Origin of the sequence: Micromonospora sp. NPDC047762 (assembly GCF_043204655.1) — a bacterium.
Taxonomy (GTDB): Bacteria; Actinomycetota; Actinomycetes; order Mycobacteriales; family Micromonosporaceae; genus Micromonospora.
In genome coordinates this window covers 44,433-58,985 of sequence record NZ_JBIDCQ010000009.1, presented here as the reverse complement: position 1 = coordinate 58,985, position 14,553 = coordinate 44,433, and the positions used below count along the sequence as shown (strand labels likewise).

Genomic DNA, 14,553 nt, shown 5'->3' with positions numbered 1-14,553 from the left:
CGTCGGAGGCCGGGCGATGCTTGACTGCATCCATTAATCTCGATCTCTCCGGAGGTTCGGATGCGCCGCTCCCCGCTGGTCGCCCTCGTCCTGACCGCCCTGCTGCTCGTCGCTCCTGGCGCGGCGCAGGCCGCCGTCCCCGACCGGGCCGCCGCGCCCGCCGCCGACCCGACGGCCACGCTGACCGGGGTACGCACCGCGGGCACCGCCTGGGGTCTCGACCCCGCCACCGGTCGGATGACCCTCACCGTCGACGACACAGTGGCCCCCAGCGAGGTGGCCGCGCTGCGGTTGGTGACCGACCGGGCCGGCGTGCTGCTGCGCCGCGAACCCGGAACCCTGCGCCCGCTGATCGCCGGCGGGCAGGGCATCTACGGCAGCGGCGCGCGCTGCTCGCTCGGCGCGAACGCGCGCAGCGGCAGCACCTACTACGTGATCACCGCCGGGCACTGCACCACCGCCGCCGCCACCTGGTACACCGACAGCGCCCAGACCACGGTGCTCGGCACCCGCACCGCAACCAGCTACCCCACCAACGACTACGGGCTGATCCGCTACACCGGCCGGATCGCCCACCCGAGCGCGGTCTACACCTACCCCGGCCTGCTGACCATCAATGGCACCGGCAGCGCGTACATCGGTCAGGCGGTGTGCCGCAGCGGCAGCACGACCGGCGTGCGCTGCGGCACCGTCACCGGTCTCAACCAGACCGTCAACTACGCCACCGGCGTGATCTACGGCCTGATCCGCACCAACATCTGCGCCGAACCGGGGGACAGCGGGGGACCGCTCTACGTGGCCTCCACCGGCAGGATCCTCGGCATCCTCTCCGGCGGCACCGGTAACTGCACGGCCGGCGGCACCACCTACTACCAGCCGATCGCGGAGGTGTTGGCCGCGTACGGGTTGACGTTGCCCTGACCAGCGGGACACCGCTTGCCCGTCCCGCGCGGGACACCTAGGCTCGGCGACGCCCAGCACCCCCGCCGCGAGGATGTGTGCCCGATGCCGACCGCCCCCCGACCTGACCAGCCGAGTGTCCCGGCCGGCCTTCCGTCGATCGAGGTGGCAGCGGTAGGGGAGACGATGGTGGTGCTCTGCCCCGCGCCGGGTGAGCCGCTGGAGCGCGCCGAGCGGGTCGCCGTCTCGGTCGGCGGGGCCGAGTCCAACGTGGCCGGTTACCTGGCCCACCTGGGCCACGTGACGACCTGGGTGAGCCGGGTCGGCGACGACCCTTTCGGTCGGGCCGTCGTCCGGCACGTCGCCGCCGCCGGCGTCGGCGTCGACCAGGTCTGCGTGGACCCGACCGCCCCCACCGGCCTGTACGTCAAGGACCCCGGCCCGGAGGGGACCACCGTGCACTACTACCGGGCCGGTTCGGCGGCCGCCCGGATGGACCCCGCCACGCTGGCCGACCCGGCGCTGGCCGGTGCCCGGGTGCTGCACCTGTCCGGAATCACCCCGGCGCTCTCCGCGTCCTGCCGGGCGCTTGTCGAGCACGCGGTGACCGACCGGCCGTTGGCGCAGGCGTTGGTCAGCTTCGACGTCAACCACCGGGCCCGACTGTGGTCCGCCGAGCAGGCCGCACCGGTGCTGCGCGACCTCGCCAACCGCTGCGACCTCGTCTTCGTCGGGCAGGACGAGGCGGAGACCCTCTGGGGCACCACCGACCCGACCGCCGTACGCGAGTTGTTGCCCGATCCGCAGACGGTGGTGGTCAAGGACGGCGCGGTGGGCGCCACCGCACTGGTCCGTGACGCCGAACCGGTCTTCGTGCCCGCGCCCCGGGTGACAGTGGTGGAGCCGGTCGGCGCCGGAGACGCGTTCGCCGCCGGTTACCTCGCCGGGCTGCTACGCGGCCTCGACCCGGTGCGGCGGCTGCGCCTCGGCCACCTCGTCGCCGCCCAGGCGTTGACGAGCAGCGGCGACAACGCCCCCGTACCGCCGTGGACCTGGTTCGAGAAACTCATCGGCGCCCCCGCCGACGCCTGGTCGCCGCTCGACCTGACCGACCCGGGGGCGACGACCTGAGCCGGGCCGCCGGGTTGCGACCCGACCAGCAGCAACAGTCCCACCGCGACATCGGATGGAGTGCACCATGACCACACCGGACTTCGATCACATCTTCGGCGGCGCCCGGGTGATGGCGATCCTGCGCGGCCTGCCGGTCGCCGAGACCGTTCGGCTCGCCGAGCGCGCCTGGGACCTCGGCATCGACGTGGTGGAGGTTCCGGTGGCCACCGCCGACGCGGTGCCGGCGCTGCGGGCCGCCGTCGAGGCGGGGGCCGAGCGCGACCGGATCGTCGGTGCAGGCACCGTGCTCGACGTCGAACAGGTCGCCGCGGCGGCCGACGCGGGCGCCCGGTTCACCGTCGCGCCCGGCCTGGACCTCGCGGTCGCCGACGCCGCCGCCGCACGTGGCCTGCCGCACCTGCCCGGCGTGGCCACCCCGACCGAGGCCCAGCAGGCACTGCGGCACGGCCTCACCTGGCTCAAGGCGTTCCCCGCGATCGCCCTCGGGCCGGCCTGGTTCAAGGCCGTCGCCGGCCCGCTGCCGCAGTTGCGCTTCGTCGCCACCGGCGGCCTGGACGCCAGCAACGCCGGCGCGTTCCTGCAAGCTGGCGTACGCGTGGTGGCCGTCGGCTCTGCCCTCTCCGACCCCACCCAGCTAGACGCCCTAGCCAAGCTAACCCGCCCCTGACCCCCTGCCCCCGCCCGCCCGCCCGCCCTCCCTCCCTCCCTCCCTCCCTCCCCGCCCGCCCCCTCGGCGTCGATCTTGCACTTATGGTTGCCGATGCGTCCTGATTCGCGACTTTGGTCGCGACAGAAAGTGCAAGATCGGCGCGGCAGGGTGGGGCGGGGGGCGCGTGCGGGGGCGGGGGTGGGGGCGGGGGTGGCGGGGTTGCGCCATGGCGTAGGTGCGTCGGGGTGCGGGGCGTGTTTGGGGTGGGGGTTGCGTCGATGCTGTGGTGCGTACCACTTCTCGACACAAAGAGGTCATCGTGGCTCTGTCTCACCGGCGCCGCCGATCCGGGCTGATCGCCCTCGGCGCCGCCCTCACCCTGGCGGCCGGGTTCACCCCACCCGGCGCGGGAGCGGCCGCCGCCCCGCCGAACAACCCCGACCGCCCGGCGGGCATACCCCCGGCCGCCGCCGGCCGCGCGTCCACCGTCACCCTGATCACCGGTGACACGGTCACCGTCACCACCGCGGCGGACGGCAGCACGGTGTCGACAGTGCGCCGGCCGGACGGCAGCACCCCGAGCTTCCACCGCACCGTGCGCGACGGCGACACCTACGTCTACCCGGACGCCGCGCTGTCCTATGTGACGAGTGGCGTGTTGGACCGGCAACTGTTCAACGTCACCGACCTCATCGCCGACGGGTACGACGACGCGCACACCGACGCGCTTCCGTTGATCGTCACGATGACGGACTCGGCGGCCCGCAACCGCACCCGCCCCACAGTCGACGGCGCCACGCTGGTCCGCCAGTTGGACAGCGTGCAGGGCGCGGCGCTGACCCGCCAGCGCGCCACCGCCGACCGGTTCTGGACCGCGCTGACCGCCGGTTCGACCCGGCGTACGGGTGACGCCCCGACCCTGGCGAACGGCATCGCCAAGGTCTGGTTGGACGGTCGGGTGCACGCGGACCTGGCCGAGTCCACCGCGCAGATCGGCGCGCCCAAAGTGTGGGCCGAGGGCAACACCGCGACCGGTGTCGACGTCGCGGTGCTCGACTCGGGTGCGGACGCCGAACATCCGGATCTCGTCGGTCAGATCGCCGGGTCCAGCAGCTTCGTGCCGAGCGAGCCTGACATCCTCGACTACAAGGGCCACGGCACGCACGTCGCCTCGACGATCGCCGGCACCGGCGCCGCATCCGGTGGCGCCGAGCGGGGCGTCGCCCCGGGTGCCCGGCTGCACATCGGCAAGGTGCTCAACAGCGAGGGCAGCGGACAGGACTCGTGGATCATCGCCGGCATGGAGTGGGCGGCCCGTGAGCAGAAGGCCCGCGTGGTCAGCATGAGCCTCGGCGGTGAGGCCACCGACGGCAGCGACCCGATGAGCCAGGCGGTCGACCGACTCAGTGCCGAGACCGGCGCCCTCTTCGTGATCGCCGCCGGTAACAGCGGCCCGGCCAGTATCGGCAGCCCGGGTGCCGCCAACTCCGCGCTCACAGTGGGCGCTGTGGACAACACCGATCACCTCGCCGACTTCTCCAGCCAGGGGCCACGCGCCGGCGACGGCGGGCTCAAGCCCGAGATCACCGCCCCCGGCGTGGACATTCTGGCTGCCCGCTCGCACCTCGTGCGGGGCGGCTCCGGCGACTACACGCTGATGAGCGGCACGTCGATGGCCACCCCGCACGTGGCCGGCACGGCCGCGCTGGTCGCCGCCGCGCACCCGGACTGGACCGGTCAGCGGATCAAGGAAGCGCTGGTCAGCACGGTGAAGGCCACCCCCGAGTACACCCCGTACCAGGCGGGTGCCGGCCGGGTCGACGCGGTCGCCGCCGCGCACGCCACCGTCTTCGCCACCCCGAGCGCCTACTCCGGTTTCCAGGCGTGGCCGCAGCAGGCGGGCGCGACCGTCGACCGTACGGTCACCTACACCAACCTCGGCAGCGCGTCGGTCGACCTGAGGCTGGCCCTCGACGCGGCCACCGCGCCGGCCGGGCTGTTCGCGCTCTCCGCCGACCGGGTGACAGTGCCCGCGGGCGGCACCGCCACCGTGACGGTGACCGCCGCGTATGACAAGCTGCCGGTGGAGAAGCAGGTCAGCGGCATGATCGTCGCCACCGACGAGACCGGTGCGGTGCGCGGGCGCACCCTGATCGGCGCCGGCAAGGAGGGCCAGCGGCAGAACCTGACACTGGTTGCCAGGGACCGCGACGGCAAGCCGCTCGTCGGCAAGGTCATCCTCACCGCCGACACCCTCTTCACCGCCGTGGACCTGCCCGAGAGCGGCACTGCCACGCTGCGGCTGCCGGTGGGCTCGTGGAACGGTTGGATCTCAGCGGACGTGCGGGGTGTGCACGGGCCGCACTCCAAGGGCATGGCGATGCTCAGCTTCACCGACGTGAACCTGGACCGTGACCGCACCGTCACCCTGGACGCGCGCGCGGCCCGACAGGTGCAGGCCCGGGTGCCGCAGGAGGCCACCGCCAGCGCGCTGCGGATGGACATCCACCGGTCCACGAAGAACGGTCTCACCGAGAGCCAGGTGCTGCCTGACGACTCGTACGACAGTATGTGGGCGTTGCCGACGAGCCGTCCGGTGACCGACGGCGAGTTCGAGTTCGGTGCCCGGTGGCGGCTGGAGCAGCCGGCTCTGACCGTTTCGGCCGGCGGTCGCTCGTACGACGATCTGCTGGTGAAGCGGGCGACCCCGGCGCTGCCGGCCGGCCGCCGTCAGCTGGACGCGGTCTACGTCGCCGACGCGTCGGCGGCGGGCCTGGCCAAGCGGCCGGTCCGGGACCGGGCCGTGGTGGTGCGCCGCAGTGACAGTGTGGACATCGCCACCCAGGCGCAGGCCGCCGCGGCGGCCGGCGCGAAGCTGCTGCTCGTGGTGAACGACGGCATCGGTCGGCTCCAGCCGTGGGACGAGGCGCCGTGGAGTCCGGAGAGTCCCGCCCCGGTGACCGTGGCGACCCTCGGCGCCGACGAGGGTGGGCAGCTCATCGCCGCGCTGGAGCGGGGCGCGGTGCGGCTCACCGTCGAGTCGCACCCGGAGACCACCTACCTGTACGACGTGGCGCACCACTGGACCGGTAACGTGCCGGCCGACCCCACCTACCGGCCCACGAAGCGGCAGTTGGCCCGGGTCGACGTGGAGTTCCGCAACTACCGGCAGGGCAAGGCGCTGGAGTTCCGCACCGACATCTGGCGCGGCTGGGCGTCGAGCAACCAGGAGCCGGCACCGGCGCAGGGCCGCCGCACCGACTGGGTGAGCGCCGACCAGCGGTGGGTCGACGACGCGTTCATCGCCGGCGAGACCGGTCAGCACCTGATGGCGACGACCACGTACCCGGCCGGCAAGCCGAGCGCCGTCACCTGGTTCGGGCCGATCCAGCGACCCCGGATGGGCGGCAGCTACGTGCCGGTCCGCTACCTGGACACCGTCTACCTGCCCGCGCCCGGGTGGGGCGACGGGGGCGGCCACATCGGTGAGGCGTACGCGAACTACAAGATGGTCAACCGGACCACCCTCTACCAGGGCGACAAGGAGCTGAACTGGGGCAACGCCGAGTATCTCCAGGTTTCCGGGCTGGCCCAGCAGCGACTGCCGTACCGGCTCGTGGTGGAGAACGACAGGGCCGCGTGGACCAACCCGTATTCCCGGCAGACCCGCACCGAGTGGGGCTTCCACTCGGCGGTCACCGGGGAGGAGTCGGCCGAGGTGCTGCCGATGATCCAGCTGGACTACCAGGTGGCCATCGACTCCGCCGGCAGGGCGTCGCGACGTGCACCGCTGACCGTTGTCGCCTCCCACCTGCCCGGCGTCACCGGCAGGATCGGCGCGGTGACCGTCGAGGTGTCCTACGACGACGGGGCGACCTGGCAGAAGCAGCGGCTGACCCGGCACGGCGACGGCTGGCGCACCTCGCTGGCCGCACCGGCGAAGGCCGGCTTCGTGAGCCTGCGCACCACGGCGCGGGACGCCGCCGGCAACACCGTGAGCCAGAGCATCAGTCGGGCGTTCGGCCTGCGCTGACAGCATGGTGACCGGCCGCCGGTCGGGGTGCGTGAATCACCCCGAGCGGCGGCCGGTGCCGTCAGTGGAGTTCCTCGACGAGCTGGTCCCAGTCCGTGCTGACCGGCAGCAGGTCGCCGGCCAGCCAGGCGGCGCTCTGGTCGTCGTGGTGCGGGTCGCCGGGCACCCCGCAGGCGCCCAGGGGGACCACCCAGCGGCTGTCCGAGCGGCGGGCCAGGTCCCAGACGAAGCGCGCCGCCGGCCCTCGGAAGCACCAGTGGGTGACCCCGGGCACGCTGGAGGTGGCCAACACGCAGTCGTGGTCCCCGTCGAGCCGGGGGCCGGGCCCGGTGTCCGGGCCGGGCAGGGCCCGCCACGCCGCTAGCCGGTGCAGGTCCCCCCAGAGCACCGGCTCGGCCGCCGCGTCGGCGACCTCCTCGGCCGCCGCGCCCACGAGCGCGGCGATGTCCACACCGGGCAACGGGCTCGCGCCGAGCAGGTGCTCCAGCGCGTGACCGACCCGCGGCGTCAGCGCCAACCAGGGCGCGAACACCTCGGGGTACGCGGGCAGCTCGGCCAACGCGGCCAGCGCCGGGTGGGCGGCGATCCGGCGTACGACGGCCGCCCGCAGCATGGCGTAGGCCGCCGCATCGGTGCTGTCGGCGGCCATCCGGCGATCCCAGCGCAGCAGTCGTTCCCGCAGCGCGGCGGCGGCCGGACCGAGCCCCGTCGACTCCGCGAGGACCGCCAGCAACGGCCCGGCCGCGCGAAGGTACGTGTCGGTGTGCACCATCGCCATCTGGTCGGCCGTCCAGGTTGGGCGGGCATCGAGCAGCTCGGCGATGCGACGCGCCCGGTGCGGTGGGGCGAACTCCACCCCGAGCGGCGCCGCCAGCCCGCGCTCGTTGGCCATCACCGCCCGACCGTGCACCTCGGCACGAGGCATCGGCGCGTGCCAGCCCTGCCAGGCGTACGCGGCGTCCCATCCGGGGACCACCCGCCGGCCGTTTTCCGGGTGCCGTACCGGCACCGCCCCGGCGACCCGGTGCAACAGCCCTCCGGCGGTGTCCGCGGCCTGCACCACGTTGACCGGCTCCACCCAGTGCCGCAGCGCGTGGTCCACGTCGGCCACGGTGCGGGCGCGCAGCAGCTCCGGCAGCGTCGCGAAACCGAGGTCACCCCGGACCCGGGGCGGGTAGCGCAGGCTGACGGCACTCTCGTCGTCCGGCCCACCGGCGATCACCGGACCACGATCGGTCTCCACCACCTCGACCTCGACCGGGTCCGCCCCGGCCACCTCGATCATCTCGACGTGGCGGTGCGCAGTGCGCCAGCCGTCCGGGCCGAGCGCCTGGACCCGGGGGCCGTCGCGGCGCAGCCGCTCCGCGTACACGTCCTGGTAGTCGGCCATCGCGTTGGTGATCGCCCAGGCCACGCCGCCGGTGTGCCCGAAGTGCGCGATGCCCGGCACGCCCGGCACCGCCAAGCCGACCACGTCGTACTCCGGGCAGGCCAGCCGGATCTGCTGGTAGACGCCGGGATCCTCGATGAACCGGTGCGGATCGCCGGCGAGCAGCGCGGCCCCGGTGCCGGTGCGCTCGGCGGCGAGCAGCCACCCGTTGCTGCCGGCCACGGCCGGCCCGTCGGTAGCGAAGCTGTCGACCGCGTCCGGCCCGAGCCGCTGCGCCACGTGCTCGCGCCAGAGCTTGCCGGGGAACCCGGCGAACAGGATGTGGTGGCCCAGCCAGACCGCGAGCGGCGTCCACGGCTCCCACCGACCCGGGCTCAGCCCGGTGGCGGCGAACTCCGGTGACCGGGCCGCCCCGGTGTCGAGAGCGGCGTTGACGCCGTCCACGTAGGCGCCCACCCACTCGGCGGTCGCCGGGTCCAGCGAGGCGTGGCATCGGCGTGCGGTGTCGTCGAGCCGGACCTGCCGGACGAACCGGTCCCAGCCGAGCGCGTCGGGCCCGAGGAACGCCGCGCTGGTGCCCCGGGCGCGGTGCCGCTCCACCTCGATCTGCCAGGCCCGGTCGTACGCCGTCACCCGGCCCTGCGCCGCCGCCAGCGCGACCGGGTCGGCGGCCCGCAGGTGCGGCACTCCCCAGGGGTCCCGGAAGCGTTCCGTCCTCATGCCGGCTCCGGGGCCAGCGTGGTGGCGCGGCGTCGGGCCGCTGGGACGACCAGCGGGGTGCCGGTCTCCGGGTCGTCGATCACCCGGCAGGGGAGCCCGAACACCTCCTCGACCAGCTCGGCGGTGACCACCGACGCCGGCTCCCCGGCGGCAACCACACGTCCGTCGCGCATGGCGATCAGGTGCGTGGCGTAGCGGGCCGCGTGGTTCAGGTCGTGCAGCACCGCGACAAGGGTGCGGCCCTGCTCCTCGTGCAAGCGGGCGCAGAGGTCCAGGATCTCGATCTGGTGGGCGATGTCGAGGTACGTGGTCGGCTCGTCGAGCAGCAGCAGGGGTGTCTGCTGGGCCAGCGCCATGGCGACCCAGACCCTCTGCCGCTGCCCGCCGGACAACTCGTCCACGGCCCGGTCGGCGAGGTCGTCGACCCCGGTCGCGGCCATCGACTCCTCGACCACCCGCTCGTCCTCGCGGGACCACTGCCGCAGCAGCCCCTGATGGGGGTAGCGACCCCGGGCGACCAGTTCGGCGACGCTGATGCCGTCCGGTGCGATCGACGACTGCGGCAGCAGGCCGAGCGTACGGGCCACAGTGCGGGCCGGCAGGTCGTGAATGTCCCGTCCGTCCAGCAGCACCGCGCCGGCGCTGGGGCGCAGCATCCGGGACAGGGCGCGCAGCAGCGTCGACTTGCCGCACGCGTTCGGGCCGATGATGACGGTGAACGACCGGTCGGGCACCGCCACGGTCAGGTTCTCGGCAATGGTGCGCTGGTCGTAGGCGAGGGTCAGCGAGGTGCCCCCGAGTCGGGAATCGCCGGGTCGCATGGGTGCTCCTTCAAGGGCGTCACTGGTGTTCACAGCCGGCCCGCCCGACGTTCCATCGCCAGCAGCCAGACCAGGTAACCGCCGCCGATCACGCCGGTCACCACGCCGACCGGGAGTTGGTGCCCGGCGAACGCGCGTTGCGCCACCAGGTCGGCCCCGACCAGCAGCGCCGCGCCGACGGCCATCGACGGCATCAGGTTCGGACCCGGGGCCCGGGTCAGTCGTTTCGCCACGTGCGGGGCGACGAGCGCCACGAAGGACACCGGCCCGGCGGCGGCCGCCGCGAACGAGACCAGCAGCACGGCGGCGGCGAGCAGCACCAGGCGCAGCCGGCGTACCGGCACGCCCAGGGCGCTGGCGGCGTCGTCGCCCAACTCCATCATCCGCAGCGCCGGGGCGCAGCCGACGAGCACCAGCGGCGCCAACACGACCAGGACGGCGAGGAGAGGCCCTGCGTTGGCCCAGCCTCGCCCGTCCAGGCTGCCGGTGAGCCAGAGGACCGCGCGAGCGGCTTCCATCAGGGGCGCCCGGGTCAGCAGGTAGCCGTTGACGCCGGTCAGGATCGCGGACACCCCGATGCCGACCAGGATGAGTCGGTAGCCGTGCACCCCGCGCCGCCAGGCGAGCGCGTAGATCACCAGGCCGGTGCCGAGACCACCGACGACCGCCGCGCCGGCCAACGCCAGGCTGCTGCCACCGAGGACGACCACCACCAGCGCCCCGGTCGACGCGCCCTGGGTGAAGCCCAGGATGTCCGGGCTGCCCAACGGGTTGCGGACCAGCGACTGGAACACCGTGCCGGCGAGAGCCAGCGCCGCACCGACCAACAGGGCGGTGACCAGCCGGGGCAGGCGCAGCTCAAGCACGATGAACTGCTCCGCCACAGTGCCACCGCCGGTCAGCGTGCGCAGCACGTCCGCCGGCCCCATCGGGTAGTCACCACTACCCAGGGCCACCACACCGAACCCGGCCGCGAGCACCGCCGCGCCGGCCCCGACACCCAACGCGCGGGGCCGAAACCGCAGCGACAACCCCCACGAAGTACGAACCACGCTCACGGCTGCGCCACCGGTCGGCGGGTGACCAGCCACAGGAAGAGCGGGCCGCCCAGTACGGCGGTCACCATGCCGACCTGGAGTTCTCCGGGGCGGCCCAGCACCCGGCCGAGCACGTCGGCGCCGAGCAGCAACGCGGGTGCGAGCACCGCGCAGTACGGCAGCAGCCAGCGCAGGTCCGGGCCGGTCAGGGCGCGGACCAGGTGTGGCACGAGAAGCCCGACGAAGACGATCGGTCCGCACGCGGCGGTCGCCGCGCCGCAGAGCAGGGTGACGGCGACGATCACGGCGGCGCGGATCAGCGCGGGTCGAGCGCCGAGGGCTCGCGCCGCGTCGTCGCCGAGCGCCAGCGCGTTCAGCGGACGGGCGGCACCGAGCGCGACCAGCAGCCCGACGATGATGAACGGCAGCACCCGGGTCACTGTCGCGGAGTCCGCGCTGGCCAGTGAGCCGACCGTCCAGAAACGCAGCCGCTCCAGCGACGCGGTGTCCAGCAGCATCACCGCGCTCACGTAGGAGTAGAGGGTGGCGTTGAGCGCCGCCCCGGCCAGCGCGAGTCGGGCCGGGGTCGCGCCGCGTCCGCCGCCGACGGTGTAGACGAGCGCGGTCACCGCCGCCGCGCCGAGCAGCGCGAACCAGACGTACCCGCCGACGGCGGTGACGCCCAGGAACGCGGCGGCGGTGGCGACGGCCGCGGACGCGCCGGCGTTGATGCCGAGCAGTCCGGGGTCGGCGAGTGGATTGCGGGTGAGGGCCTGCATGACAGCGCCCGCCACACCGAGGGCGGTGCCGGCGAGCAGCCCGAGCAGGGTGCGGGGCAGGCGCATCCGGTGCACCACCGCGTACTCGGTGGCGTCGCGGTGCAGCAACCCGGACCAGACGTCGGCGAGCGGCATGGCCTTCGCGCCGACCGCGATGCTGAGCACGACGATCACCGCGAGCAGTGCCACGGCGGTGACCAGGCCGGCGGCGCGGGCTGCCCGACGGCCACGCCGGCTCGGGGGTGCGGCCGTCGCCCTGGCCGGCACGGACGGTGCCGGTCGGGTGACGGTGGGTGTGGCGTCCAGTGTGGGCTCCGGGGTGGTGGCGACACGGCGTACCGCTGTTGACAATGACCGAGGTTAGGCTAACCTAACCCCGCTGCCCTGGTCGACCCCGGCCAACCCTTGATCGAAAGACAACACCATGCCCGATGCCCTGTCCGCCCGCCGCCTCTCCCGCCGTGGCCTGCTGGCCGCCGGTGGCGCCGCCACGCTGGCCACCCTGCTCGCCGCCTGTGGCACTGACGACGCCGCGAAGCCCGCCGCCGGCAACGGAAGTGGCCCCTGGTCGTTCACCGACGACCGCGGCACGAAGGTAGAGGCCGCAGCCCGTCCGGCCCGTGTGGTGGCCTTCACCGGGGTGGCGGCAGCCCTGATCGATTTCGGTCTCGACAAGCAGCTCGTGGGCGTCTTCGGTGAGACCAAGCGTGCCGACGGCACGGCCGAGCCGCAGGCCGGCGACCTTGACATCGAGGGCGTCGAGATCCTCGGCAACGTGTGGGGCGAGTTCAGCCTGGAGAAGTACGCCGCGCTGCGCCCCGAACTGCTGGTCACCCACATGTACGACCCGGACGCGCTCTGGTACGTGCCGGACGAGAGCAAGGCCAAGATCCTCCCGCTGGCGCCCAGCGTGGCGATCACCACCGCCCGGGTGCCGATGACCAGGCCCATCGAGCGGTACGCGGCGCTGGCCGAGTCGCTCGGCGCGGACCTGTCCGCGAAGAAGGTCACCGACGGAAAGGCCCGCTTCGACGCCGCCGCCGAGGCGGTCCGGCAGGCGGTGAAGGCCAACCCCGGGATCAAGGTGATGGCCTGCTCCGGCAGCCCCGACCTCTTCTACGTCTCCAACCCGAAGGTCAGCACCGACCTGATGTACTTCGCCGAGTTGGGCGTCGACATCGTGGTCCCCACCAAGCTCGAATCCGGCGACTACTTCGAGGCGCTGAGCTGGGAGAGCGCCGGCAAATTCCCGGCCGACCTGATCCTGCTGGACAACCGCGGCACCGCGCTGCAGGCCAAGGACCTGACGGCCAAGCCGACCTGGCAGCAACTGCCGGCGGTCAAGGCCAACCAGGTGAGCCCGTGGGACGCGGTGCCCCGCTTCTCGTACGCCGGCTCCGCACCGCTGCTGGAGAACCTCGCCACCGCCATCCGGAACGCGAAGAAGGTCAGCTGACGAACACCACATCCCCGGGCGCACCGCCGCGCCCGGGGTGGGTTCCGGCTGCCCTCGTCCAGAACGTGGAAGGACCACCAGTGACCGTGCCGACGTACCCCGTCGAGACCACCACGCCGCCACCGGCGTCAACCGCCGCGCGGGCCCAGCTGCTGCACGGTGGCTCGGTCGAGCAGTACCGCCGGACGATCGCCGACGGCGTCGACCGGGTCGCCCGGCGGGTGGCCACGGTGGACCGTCCCGGCACCGGAATCACGCCGGTCGAGCTGGCCCCCCTGGTCGACCGGGTGGACCTGGACCGGCCGCTGGGCGACGCCGGCGCCGCCCTCGACGAGCTGGAGAACGTCTACCTGCGCGACGCCGTCTGGTTCCACCATCCCCGCTACCTGGCCCACCTCAACTGCCCGGTGGCCATCCCGGCACTGCTCGGTGAGGCGGTGCTCACCGCCGTGAACTCCTCGCTGGACACCTGGGACCAGAGCGCCGGGGCCACCCTCATCGAGCGCCGGCTGATCGACTGGACGGCCGAGCGGATCGGCCTCGGTCCCCGCGCCGACGGCATCTTCACCAGCGGCGGCAGCCAGTCCAACCTCCAGGCTCTGCTGCTGGCCCGGGAGGAGGCGTGCGCCGACGCCATCGGCCCCGCGGCGCGCGCCGACCTGCTGCCCCGACTGCGCGTGCTCACCTCCGCCGCCGGTCACTTCAGCGTGCAGAAGTCGGCAAAACTGCTCGGCCTCGCCCCGGACGCGGTGATCGCGGTGCCCACCGACGCCCGGCGACGGATCCGGCCGGCCGCCGTCCGCGAGGAGATCGCCCGGTGCCGCCAGGCCGGGCTGGTGGTGATGGCCGTCGTGGGCACCGCCGGTACCACCGACTTCGGCTCGATCGACCCGCTCACCGACCTGGCCGGGATCTGCGCGGCAGCCGGCGTGTGGCTGCACGTGGACGCCGCGTACGGCTGCGGTCTGCTCGTCTCGCCGACGCGCCGGCACCTGCTCGACGGCATCGAGCGGGCCGACTCGGTGACCGTTGACTTCCACAAGTCGTTCTTCCAGCCGGTCAGCTCCAGCGCGCTGCTGGTCCGCGACCGGCGGGCACTGCGGCACGTCACCTACCACGCCGACTACCTCAACCCGGCCCGGATGGTGGAGCAGCGCATCCCCAACCAGGTCGACAAGAGCTTGCAGACCACCCGCCGTTTCGACGCGCTGAAGCTCTGGCTCACCCTGCGGGTGATGGGCCCGGACGCGCTCGGCGGGCTCTTCGACGAGGTCGTCGACCGGGCCGCCGACGCCTGGCGACTCGTCAGCGAGGATCCGCGCTTCGAGGTGGTGACCCGCTCGGAACTGAGCACCGTGGTGTTCCGCTACCTGCCCACCGGCCCCGGCCGTGAGTTGGCCGACGCCGCCAATCTGCACGCCCGGGAGGCCCTCGCGGCGTCCGGTCTCGCGGTGGTCGCCGGGACCCGGGTGGACGGCCGGCACTTCCTGAAATTCACACTGCTCAACCCGGAAACCACAGTCGACGACGTCGGGTACGTGCTCGACCTGATCGCCACCCACGCCGGTCAGTACGTGCACGACCACGTCGACGCCGGCCTGACCTGCCACGTCGGCTGACGCCGGTGACCTCGA

Annotated in this window: 10 protein-coding genes; 6 read left to right on the top strand and 4 right to left on the bottom strand. The window is 73.5% G+C overall.

The features are described from left to right. The first annotated feature begins 60 nt into the window (after positions 1-60). The 4 genes from ACGF3C_RS25585 (at position 61) to ACGF3C_RS25570 (ending at position 6,716) form a co-directional block, all read left to right on the top strand. Entirely contained in the window at positions 61-921 is an 861-nt protein-coding gene (locus tag ACGF3C_RS25585; RefSeq protein WP_393225902.1) for a S1 family peptidase, read from the top strand. An 84-nt stretch (positions 922-1,005) separates the two neighbouring features. Then, a complete protein-coding gene (locus tag ACGF3C_RS25580) occupies positions 1,006-2,031 on the top strand; it encodes a sugar kinase (protein WP_393225899.1) in 1,026 nt (341 codons plus the stop codon). Between the two features lie 67 nt (positions 2,032-2,098). Next, positions 2,099-2,701 carry a bifunctional 4-hydroxy-2-oxoglutarate aldolase/2-dehydro-3-deoxy-phosphogluconate aldolase gene (locus ACGF3C_RS25575; protein WP_357232268.1) on the top strand — a complete coding sequence of 201 codons (603 nt, stop codon included), beginning with the start codon at positions 2,099-2,101 and terminating at the stop codon, positions 2,699-2,701. Positions 2,702-3,002: 301 nt separating this feature from the next. Beyond that, on the top strand, positions 3,003-6,716 hold the full coding sequence (locus ACGF3C_RS25570; RefSeq protein WP_393225896.1) for a S8 family serine peptidase: 3,714 nt from the start codon (positions 3,003-3,005) through the stop codon (positions 6,714-6,716). A 61-nt stretch (positions 6,717-6,777) separates the two neighbouring features. Here ACGF3C_RS25570 and ACGF3C_RS25565 read toward each other — a convergent pair whose 3' ends face one another. From ACGF3C_RS25565 to ACGF3C_RS25550, 4 genes are read right to left on the bottom strand one after another with little or no spacing between them, the layout of a single operon-like run. Beyond that, on the bottom strand, positions 6,778-8,826 hold the full coding sequence (locus ACGF3C_RS25565) for a penicillin acylase family protein (RefSeq protein WP_393225893.1): 2,049 nt from the start codon (positions 8,824-8,826) through the stop codon (positions 6,778-6,780). Beyond that, the gene (locus tag ACGF3C_RS25560) at positions 8,823-9,647 is read right to left on the bottom strand and encodes an ABC transporter ATP-binding protein (protein ID WP_357227118.1); all 825 of its coding nucleotides are present in this window, start codon (positions 9,645-9,647) and stop codon (positions 8,823-8,825) included. Before ACGF3C_RS25560 ends, ACGF3C_RS25565 begins: the two co-directional genes overlap by 4 nt. A 29-nt stretch (positions 9,648-9,676) precedes the next feature. Then, a complete protein-coding gene (locus tag ACGF3C_RS25555) occupies positions 9,677-10,705 on the bottom strand; it encodes a FecCD family ABC transporter permease (RefSeq protein ID WP_393225890.1) in 1,029 nt (342 codons plus the stop codon). Next, positions 10,702-11,814: a FecCD family ABC transporter permease gene (locus ACGF3C_RS25550; RefSeq protein ID WP_393225887.1), complete on the bottom strand. Its 1,113-nt coding sequence runs from the start codon at positions 11,812-11,814 to the stop codon at positions 10,702-10,704. The genes ACGF3C_RS25555 and ACGF3C_RS25550 overlap by 4 nt, the downstream gene beginning before the upstream one ends. 73 nt (positions 11,815-11,887) lie before the next feature. Between ACGF3C_RS25550 and ACGF3C_RS25545 the strand changes: the two genes are divergently transcribed. Both ACGF3C_RS25545 and ACGF3C_RS25540 read left to right on the top strand, forming a co-directional pair. Further along, entirely contained in the window at positions 11,888-12,919 is a 1,032-nt protein-coding gene (locus ACGF3C_RS25545) for an ABC transporter substrate-binding protein (RefSeq protein WP_393225884.1), read from the top strand. 80 nt (positions 12,920-12,999) lie between these two features. Next, entirely contained in the window at positions 13,000-14,538 is a 1,539-nt protein-coding gene (locus ACGF3C_RS25540) for a pyridoxal phosphate-dependent decarboxylase family protein (RefSeq protein WP_393225881.1), read from the top strand. The last annotated feature ends 15 nt before the right edge of the window (positions 14,539-14,553 follow it).

What these genes read in the sequence shown, in the direction of transcription:
- ACGF3C_RS25585 (WP_393225902.1), top strand. Translation starts at nt 61, where the DNA reads ATGCGCCGCTCCCCGCTGGTCGCCCTCGTCCTGACCGCCCTGCTGCTC.
- ACGF3C_RS25580 (WP_393225899.1), top strand. Translation starts at nt 1,006, where the DNA reads ATGCCGACCGCCCCCCGACCTGACCAGCCGAGTGTCCCGGCCGGCCTT.
- ACGF3C_RS25575 (WP_357232268.1), top strand. Translation starts at nt 2,099, where the DNA reads ATGACCACACCGGACTTCGATCACATCTTCGGCGGCGCCCGGGTGATG.
- ACGF3C_RS25565 (WP_393225893.1), bottom strand. Translation starts at nt 8,826, where the DNA reads ATGAGGACGGAACGCTTCCGGGACCCCTGGGGAGTGCCGCACCTGCGG.
- ACGF3C_RS25560 (WP_357227118.1), bottom strand. Translation starts at nt 9,647, where the DNA reads ATGCGACCCGGCGATTCCCGACTCGGGGGCACCTCGCTGACCCTCGCC.
- ACGF3C_RS25545 (WP_393225884.1), top strand. Translation starts at nt 11,888, where the DNA reads ATGCCCGATGCCCTGTCCGCCCGCCGCCTCTCCCGCCGTGGCCTGCTG.